General features: G+C 69.9%; 6 protein-coding genes and 1 CRISPR repeat array. Of the genes, 2 read left to right on the top strand and 4 right to left on the bottom strand.

Annotated features, from left to right (window positions below; all coding sequences use genetic code 11):
* Window positions 1-522 precede the first annotated feature (522 nt).
* Complete coding sequence (locus tag FHS37_RS37320; protein WP_184829541.1) at window positions 523-906, bottom strand: winged helix-turn-helix transcriptional regulator; 384 nt, start codon at window positions 904-906, stop codon at window positions 523-525.
* 100 nt (window positions 907-1,006) lie between these two features.
* On the opposite strand from FHS37_RS37320, the gene FHS37_RS37315 reads away from it, so the two are divergent.
* Window positions 1,007-1,408 carry a RidA family protein gene (locus FHS37_RS37315; RefSeq protein WP_184829539.1) on the top strand — a complete coding sequence of 134 codons (402 nt, stop codon included), beginning with the start codon at window positions 1,007-1,009 and terminating at the stop codon, window positions 1,406-1,408.
* Between the two features lie 707 nt (window positions 1,409-2,115).
* Here the strand turns inward: FHS37_RS37315 and FHS37_RS37310 are convergent.
* Window positions 2,116-2,298 (bottom strand): hypothetical protein, encoded by a 183-nt coding sequence (locus FHS37_RS37310; RefSeq protein WP_184829537.1) that lies wholly within the window; start codon window positions 2,296-2,298, stop codon window positions 2,116-2,118.
* A gap of 271 nt (window positions 2,299-2,569) precedes the next feature.
* Between FHS37_RS37310 and FHS37_RS37305 the strand changes: the two genes are divergently transcribed.
* Entirely contained in the window at window positions 2,570-6,499 is a 3,930-nt protein-coding gene (locus tag FHS37_RS37305) for a hypothetical protein (RefSeq protein WP_184829535.1), read from the top strand.
* 319 nt (window positions 6,500-6,818) lie between these two features.
* Window positions 6,819-8,065: a CRISPR direct-repeat array (repeat unit 29 nt; unit sequence GGGACCATCCCCGCGGGTGCGGGGAGCAG).
* Between the two features lie 1,086 nt (window positions 8,066-9,151).
* Here the strand turns inward: FHS37_RS37305 and FHS37_RS37300 are convergent.
* Together FHS37_RS37300 and FHS37_RS37295 are read right to left on the bottom strand one after the other, a co-directional pair.
* Window positions 9,152-10,060: an S-4TM family putative pore-forming effector gene (locus FHS37_RS37300; protein WP_184829534.1), complete on the bottom strand. Its 909-nt coding sequence runs from the start codon at window positions 10,058-10,060 to the stop codon at window positions 9,152-9,154.
* Window positions 10,057-12,471 (bottom strand): TIGR03986 family type III CRISPR-associated RAMP protein, encoded by a 2,415-nt coding sequence (locus FHS37_RS37295; RefSeq protein WP_184829531.1) that lies wholly within the window; start codon window positions 12,469-12,471, stop codon window positions 10,057-10,059. Before FHS37_RS37295 ends, FHS37_RS37300 begins: the two co-directional genes overlap by 4 nt.
* Window position 12,472: the final 1 nt, after the last annotated feature.

Here is a 12,472-nt window from a genome sequence, read left to right as displayed (position 1 = left end):
CCCGCCTTCCCCACCGGGCGCTTCCTGCTCACCCTGACGCCCAAGGCGTACGCGGGGACCGGCGTCCAGGCCGTCCACCCCGACCAGTAGGCGCCCGACCCGTCCAGGCCCTGCCGAGGCAGCCGGCGAAGACCTCCCGTGGGGGGCCGGTCGGCATCGGGAATCGTCGAAGTGGGCCTGGGCGGGCTCGCCGGCCTCCGCGAAGTCGCCGCCCTCCTGCGGGAGGACCTCGAAGGGCTCGCACTCGCGGGGTCGGCCATCCCCCCGGGTCCGCGTACAGGGCGAAGAGGTCGGTGCTTTCGTCCGTGGCCCATCGTGATCCACTTCAAGCAGCGGCGTTCGTCTGCCGGTTCGGGCAGCAGGCGGTGGTCCTGAGCCCGTGGAGGTTCACGAGAGACAGCAGCGGTGCGTGGGGACCGCTCGGTGGCCCGATACCGGGTGGAGCGCGCGGGCCACGTCGACGGCCGCCGGCCCGAGGCCGATCGGGGAAGCACGCGGTGAGAGCGGGGTGCCGCGTGCCCGTCAGTCGTCGAAGCGACGGCGCGCGCCCTCGATGTGACCGAGGTACCGGTGGGTCCAGCCGCATATGGCGTCGACCGTGGCGCGCAGGGCCCGGCCCGGCTCGGTGAGGGTGTACTCGACCCGCGGCGGCACGGTGGGGTGCACCTTCCGGTCGACCAGGCCGTTGCGCTCCAGCATGCGCAGGTTCTGGGTGAGCATCTTGTGGCTGATGCCCTCGACCTCACCCCGCAGCTCGCTGAAGCGCAGGGTGCGCTCGCCCAGTGCCTCGATGATCAGGAGCGCCCACTTGTTGGCGACGTCCGAGAAGATCTCCCGCGCCAGCGAGTCCGCGCGCCTCAGGTCGGCGTCCTCGGGCAGGCCCTTGAGCAGCTGCTTGGTCACCATCAGGTTCCCCAGTCACCGAAAAGTGCGTTCTTCCAGGTCAGCCCTTACTCTCCTACAGTTTCCGAGTAACCACAAGAGAGCAGATCGGAAGGGCGAGTCCATGGCCACCATCGATGTCTTCCACCACGACGTGCCGGCCGAGAGCGACTTCGGCTACTCGCAGGCGATCAGGTCCGGCGAGCTGATCCACGTCTCCGGACAGCTCTCGCTCGACGAGGCGGGCGAGTTCCGCCACGCGGGCGACTTCGCCGCCCAGCTCAAGCAGACCCACGCCAACATGGACAAGGTCCTGGACCACTACGGCGCCACCCGGAACCAGGTCGTCTCGCAGACCCTGTACGTGGTGGACCTGCGGCAGCACGCCGAGGCGACGGCGGAGGGCAACCTCGCGTACTTCGGCGACCACCGCCCAACCAGCACGGTCATCGGCGTCACCGAACTGACCTTCCCCGGCCAGGTCATCGAGATCAGCCTCCTCGTCGACACGAAGCTGCCCGCCTGAACTCGTCCGCGGTGGGCGGCGCGCCCCGGGCCGCCCGCAGGATCCCGTCGGTCACCGGCTGGTACGGACCCGGCGGCGCCGGCCCCGGTGGCGGTTTCCTCCTCGGCTCCGGCCAGTCCCGCTCCACCGCCATGCGAACCGTCCGTCATGACACGTTGCCTGCGCTCGCCCCCCCACCGCACCGCCATGCCGCCGCGGTGGTCGCGCCGGCCTGGAGGCGTACGGCCAGGCCTTCGACGTCTGCAGCGTGATCAGGGTGTTTCGCCAGGAGCACCTCGATGCCGCTGCGCCAAGAGCCCCACGACCTCAGAACTCGTGAACATCGACCGATGGCTTTGTCCACGAGAACGGGCAGCAGATGTTCACTACTTCGGGAGGCACTACTGCCCGGTGCTGTTCGATTGCGGCAGTTCCGGAGAGTGAACATCAGTGGGAGACGGTGCCGCTGCATCTGCGCCAGCGGCTGCGGGGGCCCGCGCACCAGCTCGTGTCGCCCCCTCAAGGGCCGTCGACAAAGCGGGATAAACGACCTCTTAGCGCGGTCCGGGCGACCAGTCGGATGCGGATGACCGGCGCGCACTGGACCCTGCTGCTCACCACTGACCGTGAGCTTTTCGGCAGTCGGCGCAGCCGCGTGCTCAGCTGCTGTACGCGGTGCTGGAGCAGGTGGCGGCTCAGCATCCGGGGTGCTGGGAGAACGGGTCCGCCTACCTATAGGCGGCGACGGCGGCGAAGTAGATGCCGAGGCTGGTGGCTGCGGCGCCTGCGCCAGCAAGGATCGCCTGGGGAATGCCTGCTCCGGAGCGGTGGGCCAGCAGGCCCGTGGTGAATGCGATGTTGAGGGCGGTGGACAGGGCGAGCAGCAGGGACAGGATCTGCAGCGGGCTCATTGCGGGAACTCCCCCGTGGGTCGTGACGGCCCGGGTGGGCCGTGCGGGATGAGTCCGACGCTGACTGTCCACAGGGGCGTCCCACAGGAGTCCGATGACGATTGGACACACCGGCCGGAAATGCGCTGGTGAGCGCTAGGGTTGAGGTCACGGCAGGTGGCGTGTCTACCTGGGTGTCCAGGGGCACCGTGGACACCCGCGCACGGACCAGCGGGGGGTGCAAGGCGTCGTGGTGACGGGACCAGTGGCACAAGAGCCGGAATACACGGCGTTGATCGACGAGCTGGTCCGGTTCCGTGACGGCCTGCTGGAAGGCGGGCCATCGGACCGGACCCTGGCCGAGGCCGCGAAGGCCAGCCCAACGACGATCGGGAACTGGCTGCGCAAGGGCCAGTTTCCCCAGGAGATCGATCCGCTGCTGCGGTTGGTGCGAGCCGTGCGGTGCCGTGCCGAGAGGGCCGGGTTGGCCAGCAGACCGGAGGTGGCCGCTCTGCTGGATGAGCAGCAGTGGCGGCGTGCCTACCGGGCCGAGGCCTGTCGGCGCGCGGACGGCATTCGCGGCGCGGTCGAAGCGGGGCAGGGCCGGGCGGTACTGGAACGGATGCGGCCGGGCCGGCCTCTGTCGGAGGTGACCGATCCGTTCCGCCTGGAGGTGCACCGCGCGATCGCCTCCACGGTCACTGGTCTGCCGGCGCTGCCGGCGTATGTCGAGCGCGAGCACGACCAGAAGCTGGCCAAGGTGGTGGCACAGGCCGCCGCCGGGAAAAACCGGATTGCGGTACTGGTGGGCGCATCCTCCACCGGCAAGACCCGCGCCTGCTGGGAAGCCCTCCATCAGCTGCGGGACCTCGCCGAGCCGTGGCGGCTGTGGCACCCCATCGACCCCACTCGCCCCGACGCCATCCTGGCCGACCTGGCGGCCCTGGCTCCACGCACGGTGGTGTGGCTGAACGAGGCTCAGGAATACCTGGCACACGACCAGCTCGGCGAGAAGGTCGCCGCAGGCCTGCGGACCCTGCTGGACGATGACCCGTCGCGGGCTCCGGTGCTGGTGCTGGCCACCTTATGGCCCGAACACTGGAACACCCTGACAAGCCGTAGCGAGCCGGACCGGCACGCCCAGGCCCGGGAACTGCTCGGCGGACACGAGATCAGAGTGCCGGATGCGTTCACCGGCGCCGACCTGGCCGCACTCACTACCGGCACTGCTGGCCACGATCCCCGCCTCGGCGAGGCCGCCGCACACGCCCGCGACGGCCAGATCACTCAGTACCTGGCCGGCGGCCTGGTCCTGCTGGATCGCCACCAGAGCGCACCGCCCCCCACCCGCGCCCTGATCCATGCCGCCATGGACGCCCGCCGCCTTGGGGCCGGACCCCATATCCCTTGGGCGTGGCTGGCACAGGCCGCCCCCGGCTACCTCACCGACACCGAATGGGACACCGCCAGCGACGACTGGCTCGAGCGAGCACTCGGCTATCTCACCACGCCCTGGAACGGCATCCCCGGCATCCTCACCCCTGTCAAAGCCACCACCGGCCGCAACCAGCGCCGCACCATCCCCGACGCCGGCCCGACACGCCATCGCACCTCACGACAGGGACCGTTGTACCGGCTGGCCGACTACCTCGAACAGCACGGCCGCCGCCACCGCGCCGACACCATCCCGCCCATCGATTTCTGGACCGCAGCCGCCCGCCACGCCCACCCCGCAGACCTGATCACTCTCGGCGACGCAGCCCACGCACGCGGCCTGTACCGCGACGCCGCCCAACTCCACAAACGCGCCACCCCCCATGACGCCCGCGCTGCCGCAGCCCTCGTCGACCACCTCCACGCCCTGCACCCCACCGACCACCGCCCCGCCCAATGGGCCGCCGACCACGCGCCGCTCAGCGACTCGAACGCGGTCACCAACGTGCTGTACAGCCTGCGGTGGGCGGGAGCGGACGAGGAGGCTTTCGTCCTGCTGGACCGGGTTGCCGCCCAGATGTCTGTCGACGACCGAGACGAGGTCTCTAGGCTGCTGGACCGGATGCGGGAAGCGGGGGTGGACAAGCAGGCTGTCGTCCTGCTGGAGCGGGCCGCCGCGCGTGTGTCTCTCGACGACCCATTCGAGGTCCGTTGGCTGGTGGGCCAGCTGCGGGAGGTGGGAGCGGCCGAGCAAACTGCCGCCCTGCTGGACCGGGTTGCCGCCCGGTCTCTCGACCACCCGGACGCGTTCTCCGTGCTACTGGACTGGCTGCGGCGTGCGGGAGTAGACGAGCAGGTTGCCGCCCTGCTGGACCGAAATCCCGCCGCGCGTGTGCCTCTCAACAACCCGACCGCGGTCACCAACCTGCTGGACAGCCTACGAAAGGCGGGGGCGGACGAGCAGGTTGCCGTTTTGCTACACCGAAACCCTGCCACCTGTGTATCTCTCGACTACCCGCAGGCGGTCTGCAGGTTGCTGGACTGGTTGTGGGAGGTGGGAGCGGACGAGCAGGCTGCCGCCCTGCTGGACCGGGCCGCAGCCCGGATGCCTTTTGACCACCCGACCAAGGTCATCGAGTTGCTGGACCGGCTGCAAAAGACGGGAGCGGTTCAGCAGGCTGCCGTTTTGCTAGACCGGGTTGCCGCCCGTGTGTCTGTCGACAAGACGAACGCGGTCGTCTGGCTGCTGGACCGGCTGCGGGAAGCGGGAACGCACGAGCAGGTTGCCGCCCTGCTGGACCGAAACCCCGCCGCCCATGTGCCTCTCAATGACCCGGACGCGGTCACCAACCTGCTGGACAGCCTGCGAAAGGCGGGAGCAGACGAACAGATTGCCGCCCTGCTGGACCGAGATCCCGCCGCCCGTGTATCTCTCGACAACCCATATGCGGTCGCCTACTTGCTGGACAGCCTGCGAAGGGCGGGAGCAGACGAACAGATTGCGGCCCTGCTGGACCGGGCCGCCGCCCGTGTGCCTCTCGGCGACCTGTGGGCCGTCTGCTGGTTGCTGGACCGGATGTGGAAGGCGGGAGCGGTCCAGCAGGCTGGCGTCCTGCTGGACCGGGCCGTCGCCCATGGGTCTCTCGACGAAACGAGCGCGGTCGTTAGGCTGCTGGACCGGATGTGGGAGGTGGGAGCGGTCCAGCAGGCTGCCGTCCTGCTGGACCGGGCCGTCGCCCATGCGTCTCTCGACGACCCATACGCGGTCGTCTGGCTGCTGGACTGGCTGCGGAAGGCGGGAACAGACAAGCAGACTGCCGCTCTGCTGGACCGAGCCGCCGCCCAGTCTCAGTCTCTCGACAGCCTGCTGGGCCATCTACTGAAGGCGGGAGCGGTCCAGCAGGCTGCCCCTCTGCTGGACCGGGCCGTCGCCCATGTGTCACTCGACGACCCATACGCGGTCGTCTGGCTGCTGGACTGGCTGCGGAAGGCGGGAACAGACAAGCAGACTGCCGCTCTGCTGGACCAAAACCCCGCAGCCCGTGTATCTCTCGACGAGACGAATGCGGTCGCCTGGCTGCTGGACCGGCTGTGGGAGGTGGGAGCGGACGAGCAGGCTGCCGTCCTGCTGGACCGGGCCGCAGCCCGGATGTCACTCGACGACCCGCACACGGTTGCCTGGCTGCTGGACCGGCTGCGGAGGGCGGGAGCGGACAAACAGACTGCCATCCTGCTGGACCGAAACCCCGCCGCCCGTGTGTCTCTCGGCAGCTCCACGGTCATCTGGCTGCTGGACCGGCTGTGGGAGGTGGGAGCGGACGAGCAGGCTGCCGCCCTGCTAGGCCGGGCAGCAGCCCGGATGCCTCTTGACCACCCGACCACGGTCATCGAGCTGCTGGACCGGCTGCGGAGGACGGGAGCGGACAAACAGACTGCCGCCCTGTTGGACCGAAACCCCGCCGCCCATGTGCCTCTCAATGACCCGGACGCGGTCACCAACCTGCTGGACAGCCTGCGAAAGGCGGGAGCGGATGAGCAGGTTGCCGTCCTGCTGGACCGGGCCGTCGCCCGTATGTTTCTCGGCGACCCTTATCCGGTCAAGAGCCTGCTGGATCGGCTGCGGGAGGTGGGAGCGGACGAGCAGGCTGCCGCCCTGCTGGACCAACTTCCTGCCGCGGGGTTCTTCGATCAATGGATCACGTCTGGAGGCGATCCAATACGCTTCCGGTTCGGGCGTGAGCCCGACGGGAGTACCGCCCCTCCATGGGCATGGGACGACCTGGAGTAATCCGGAAACCGGCACATAACCACCTGCCGCTGTCCTTGCCGACATCAGGACGGCTGCCAGGTCGGCTCGCCCGGTAAACGGAATCGCCGTTACCGCTGATGACTGTTCGATCGGTCCCCGAAGTCGCATTTTTGGTGGGCGTGGGCCGGCAGTTCGGGGACAGCGGGATGGTCGGGATCGTGCACCGCAACGGTGTGTAGCGTCACTGTTCGAATCACGACGTGCCGGGTGCCTCCCGAAGTGGTGAACATTTGCTGTCCGTTCTCGTGGACAAAGCCAGGGAGCAGACCGGCAAGGGCAAGCAGGCCGGCTACCACGTGGGACCATCCCCGCGGGTGCGGGGAGCAGATAGAGCCCCAGATGGCCTTTCCGCCGGACGGGGGACCATCCCCGCGGGTGCGGGGAGCAGGTCTGCAGCACCCCGGCCGCGCCCCGGTACAGGGGACCATCCCCGCGGGTGCGGGGAGCAGCTTATCGACGACCTCGCCGCCGTGGAGAACGGGGGACCATCCCCGCGGGTGCGGGGAGCAGAGGCGGGCGTGGCTCCGTCAAAGCGGGCCACCGGGACCATCCCCGCGGGTGCGGGGAGCAGTACATCGACGCGCTGCCCGCGGTCATCGAAGGGGGACCATCCCCGCGGGTGCGGGGAGCAGGAGCGCTACGCCAACCAGACCGGCGCGGTCGGGACCATCCCCGCGGGTGCGGGGAGCAGGTCACGGTCGCGAGGCTGGCCTGCGGATTGTCGGGACCATCCCCGCGGGTGCGGGGAGCAGTCCGGCGCTGGCAAGTCCGTGGCGCTGCGGCCGGGACCATCCCCGCGGGTGCGGGGAGCAGTCGGCCTGCTTGCTGCGGGCGTCGTTGAGGTCGGGACCATCCCCGCGGGTGCGGGGAGCAGGTCGGAGGGTTGGGCCGACGATGACCGCGCGGGGGACCATCCCCGCGGGTGCGGGGAGCAGGAACTGCGGGACATCGAGATCACCGACTTCTGGGGACCATCCCCGCGGGTGCGGGGAGCAGCTCTGAGGGGTTGTCCCGGCGCCCCCGGCATGGGGACCATCCCCGCGGGTGCGGGGAGCAGCTGTGCTTCGGAGTTCGCGGGGACGACGCAGGGGGACCATCCCCGCGGGTGCGGGGAGCAGGCGTGACCTGCACTTTTGGAAAGTCGCGCGACGGGACCATCCCCGCGGGTGCGGGGAGCAGGGCCGGGGGACGTCGACCTTGCACCCGCGGTCGGGACCATCCCCGCGGGTGCGGGGAGCAGACCTGGACCGACCCTGACGGCACCCCGCGCGCGGGACCATCCCCGCGGGTGCGGGGAGCAGGGCTTCCAGTGCTTGTCGTTGAACGTGTCCTTGGGACCATCCCCGCGGGTGCGGGGAGCAGGCCAACCAGGCCGCCAGCCAGGCGTCCGACGCGGGACCATCCCCGCGGGTGCGGGGAGCAGGTCGAACGCGCCCTCGTGGCCGCCATGGTCACGGGACCATCCCCGCGGGTGCGGGGAGCAGGGCACCCACTTCCCTCTCCGGTCGACTCTGTTGGGACCATCCCCGCGGGTGCGGGGAGCAGTCTTGCTGACCTGCGGGTTTATCTCGAGCCGAGCACGGTTTCGGCAACTTTTGCAGATTCCGACAAATGACGCATAAGATCCTGGCTCCGGTTCTGGGTGCGCCGAACCACGCTACAGTCACCGGCGGACCAACGGGACTGCTACGCAACCGAAGAACCGCGGTACGGGACGCTGCGCGTCACCAGCGGTCGTCGGTCTCCCACCACCCCGGCTTCGACTTCCGCAACGGACCCGGCGGCGTGTGCGCGAGCGTCGACGTCTTCGTCTTCTTCCCAGCAGCTGGACGCAACCAGGGCGCCGGCGTCTTCGCCTCCAGAGCCCTGCGTGCCGCAGCACCCTGAAGCGGCGGCGGTACATACCGCTTCGGCGCTCGGGGCTCGCTCATCGCCCGATGGCACCGGCGACAGAAGAACCCTTCCGCATACGGCTTCGACCGTGCCCAGTTGTTGCACCCGCTGCCCTCGCACTCGAACAACGGCTTTCCCCCCTCGTTGCCCACCGCTCCCCGCCCTCCGTGGTTCCTCACACCACGCCTCATGTGGATGACGCCCGAACCGCCCGTCGCCGGCACCGTGTTGCAACCGCTGACAGTCCTCTCTCCCGGTCTCATCCGATCCAGCCGCGCAGTCCCCCATCCACTCGGACGGAGGACCTGACACGACTCCTACCGGCACCCCGAGGTGGCAGGAGAGCCCGGCAGGGAACGTGGTCCTCGTCGACGGCTGTGAGGCGGAAGAACCGGGAGCCGAAGCGGATGCGCTCCCCAAGGAACTGCTCCGGCCGAGGCCGGTCGGTGTCGTCGGGGCAGCTGATGTGGAGGCAGGCTTGGCCCTCCCCCACGTTCCTCAGGGGTGCGACGCTGTACGGCTTGGTCTGGGCTAAGTAGTCGCCGTCGGGTGGTTCGACGAGGGCGGCCGCGGCGCCGTGCAGTTGTGCCGAGGGGATCGGTCTGGCGTGGTCGGGGGCCTCGGCCACCGAGGTGAGGGTCCAGCGTGACGGCATGGCGGCGGATCCTTCGGGGGCGTGCGGGAGCGGCGAGCGTGTGTGATTGAGCCGGACCGGGTGGTCGCCGGGTCCGGCTGCCGTCAGGAGCCGGGGGCGAAGTTCTCCTGGATCGTCTGCATGCGTGCCGCGTTCGCGGCGCTGTTGGCGCTGTACCCGTGGCGGTGCATCAGGTCGGGGACGCGCGGCGCGGTGACCCGGCTGTTCCAGATGGAGTTCTGGACGCTCCGGCAGTCGGCGGCGGTGAGCGCCTCGCCGTCGGCGTGGCGGTTCCACAGTTCATCGATGTCCGCCTCCGCGTCCTCCAGGGAACGTGCCGCCGCCTCGTGCTGGCGGGGTAGTTCGACGAGGTCGAGGAGTGCGGGGGCGAGCGGGACGAAGAGCTGGACCAGGAATTCGTTGACCGACAGCTCCTTGATCAGGGCGAGGCCCACCGCGCCCGTGATCACGACGGCGACGGCGCCGCGGAGGACTTTCCCGTAGGCGCGGTGGTTGCGGCGCGCGAAGATCAGGTTCTGTTCCTGGCAGGCGAGGACGTCGAGGGGCCACGGCACGGCGGGGACGTGCTCGTACCAGTCCCTGTTGCGGTCGTCGTCGATGTCGCCCCTGAGGGCGGCCACGTCCTCGACGGCCGCCTTGCGGGAGCCCGTGAGGCCGGTGTTCCAGGGCAGGCGGAACAAGCCGGTGTCGTAGAGTTCCTGGGCTCGAGCGGCTCGTAGGTTCTGCTTCTGGTACCAGGCGTCGAGCACGGTCCGGCCGGCCACGATCCACAGGGCCGCCGCCACGGCCAGCGCGGTGGACGCATCCGGCCACACGATCATCAGGAGCGGTGCCGCGAGGGCGAGGCCGATGGTGCCGGTGGCGCGGAGCGCGCGGATGCGGTCGGCGCGGTCGTTCGCCCGGCGTCCGGCACTGCGCATGGCGAGGAACTCGGGCTCGTTCTGCCGCGCCTCTATGGGCGTGTCGACGCCCTCGGGACGAGATGTGGTCACCAACGGCTCCGGGTCCTGTGTTGCTGGCTGGACTGCTTCTCGTGCTTTTTCGGGTGGTACGGCAGAGCAGGGTCCTCGCGCCAGACGGGAGGCAGGCTGCGGCCGGCCTTCCTGTGCACTTCCCTGTCCTCAAGTTGTTCGTTGGCCGTGAACCACCGGAAGTTCTCGCCGTCCGGGTCAGGGCCCACCGGTTCGTCGTCACCGGTGTCGTCGGGCCTGATCCGGGGGTAGTGGACGGCAACGTCCTCGATGCCGTGGGCCACCCTGAGGAAGGCCGAGAGAGGTGACCGGTCTTCCTTTCCGAGGGCCTTGGCCTCCTCGGTGAACACCTCGCGGACCAGCTCCAGGCGGTCGGCCGTGTCCTGCGGTGTGTTGTCGTCGTCCGGCGAAAGGGAGCGGTAGGCGTCGGCCCATTCCTCGCCGGTGCGGACGTCGCCCGGGTCGTGGGGGTCGAGTTCGAGCCGGACGCTGCCGAAGCCCAGGGGCTTGCCGAGGCCGAGGCGGAGGTAGTGCTCGTCGGGGAGCCGCAGGAGCCAGACGAGCGCGCCGAGTTCGACGTCGGTGAGGTTGGTGACGTCGATGGTGAAGGTGAAGGTGGAGCCGGGACGGACCCAGCCGCGGACGGACCGGTTCTGCTTGTCGAGGTGCTTGCCGTCCTCCCGGTCCGGGCGCCGGTACTCCTGGAAGCGCCCGGTGTCGTCCGCGGTCCGGGTCCGGTCCTTGACGGGGTCTTCCCAATGGTGCTCGGACAGCCCGCGGTGGTGCCAGTAGGTCTTGCGGCCGCGGAGGGTCTGGTTGCCGGTGTACCACTGCTTCTTGCCGCTGCGTTCGGGCAACGGGCTGCCGTCGCCTGCGCCGCCGGCGACGTAGAAGCGGGCCTGCTGGGGCTTGGGCTGTCCGAGGACGGCCAGGGGAAAGCCGTCTTCGCCGAAGTCCTCGAATGCCGCGTTGTCGCCGGGCTCCACGGGACCGATCCGCAGCTGTCCCCGGTGCGCCCCCTGCCCGGACGGGGCGACCCAGCCGAAGACCCGGTCGGCCGGTGACAGCTCGGCGAGGGTGGTCGCCGGGTGCAGATTCCGGGGAAGCAGCTCGGCGGGCGCTTTGTCGAAGAGGGCTCGGCCGATCATGACGGGCTGGAGGGAGACGATGCGGTCGCCGGCCATCTGCGCGTAGCACAGGGAGCCGGGGACCAGGTCGAGGAATTCCCTGTCGAGGTGCCGGCTCCAGTCGGGGGTGTTCGGATCGTGCGGGCGCCTGGTGAGGTCGTCCGTCCGGTGCGTCGCCAGATAGTTGTTGATCGTGGTGCGCCATTGAGCGCGAAGAGCGGGGTCGAGCTCCCGTTCCTCGGCTGCGACGTCGCCCTCGAAGAAGACACGTTCGTCGTGCTTGCTGTTGATGTTCTCGTTGTTGACGCAGACCCAGCCGTGGATGACCTTGGTGTCCGGACCGGTGGCGGGAGGCAGGGGTGTGACGGGGAGACCCTGCTCGTTCTGCTTGACGATGTGCTCGACCCGCCAATAGGAGAAACGGCCGCTGCGGTGGGTGCGGCGGCGGACTCGGGCGACGACCGGGTCGCCGTGCTCCGGAAGCTTTCCGTCGGGGTAGGCGACGGGCGTGGCCTTGGGCCTGTACCGGGGCAACCAGGCCGCGTGCAGGAGCGGGTCCCGCTCCGCCTGGCCGCCGGGTGGGGTGTCGCCGGGCAGGAGGACGATGCGCCGGCCGTCCTCGCTGACGCGGGCCGGGACCATGTACTGGCTCTCGGTGGACGCCATGCGGTGGGCGAGCCGGTCCTCGTGCCCGTTGAAGACGCCGAAGCGGGAATGGGTGACGGCCTCGTAGGCGGAGCGGAGCATGCCTTTGAGGCTGGTGGCGGGGAGATGGGGTCGGCCTTCGCGGGAGAGGACCGGGTGGACGAGGTGATCCTGGTTGTGCCGCGAGGGAGTGGCGCGTGACGGGTCGAGAAGCAGCAGAGGCGTGGCGACGGTGAGGCGGGCCCGGAGGGTCCCGGTCCACAGTCCTTCGCGCAGACGGTCGTGTCCTGCCGGCGGGGCGTCCGCGAGGGGCCCCGTGCTCGGGCGCCGGCCGGCCGGGATGAAGGTGTACGGGTTGAGGAACGCGTCGGTCCTGGCCCGGGGGCCCTTCCGCTGTTCCGGGAGGGTTTTGCGGGTGGTGGCCGTGCCTCGAGGGCGGACGTCCGTGGGTGTTCCCTTGCGGGGGGTGTAGTCGACCTCGAGGCCGTCCAGTTCGGCGGGGTCGCGGTCCTTGAGGTCGGGACCGAGGTCGTACTGCGGCTTGATCTTCCTCAGGCGTGTCCTGCCCGGTCGCTGCGGGTCGGGAACGAGTACGCCCAACGTCTTCTTCTCGGCGTTCCAGGAGAGCGTGCCCTGGTGGACCTGTTCGGCGTCGGCCATG

It is taken from the genome of Streptomyces griseomycini, from assembly GCF_014203535.1.
Lineage (GTDB): Bacteria > Actinomycetota > Actinomycetes > Streptomycetales > Streptomycetaceae > Streptomyces > Streptomyces griseomycini.
This window is presented reverse-complemented; position numbering and strand designations above follow the sequence as displayed.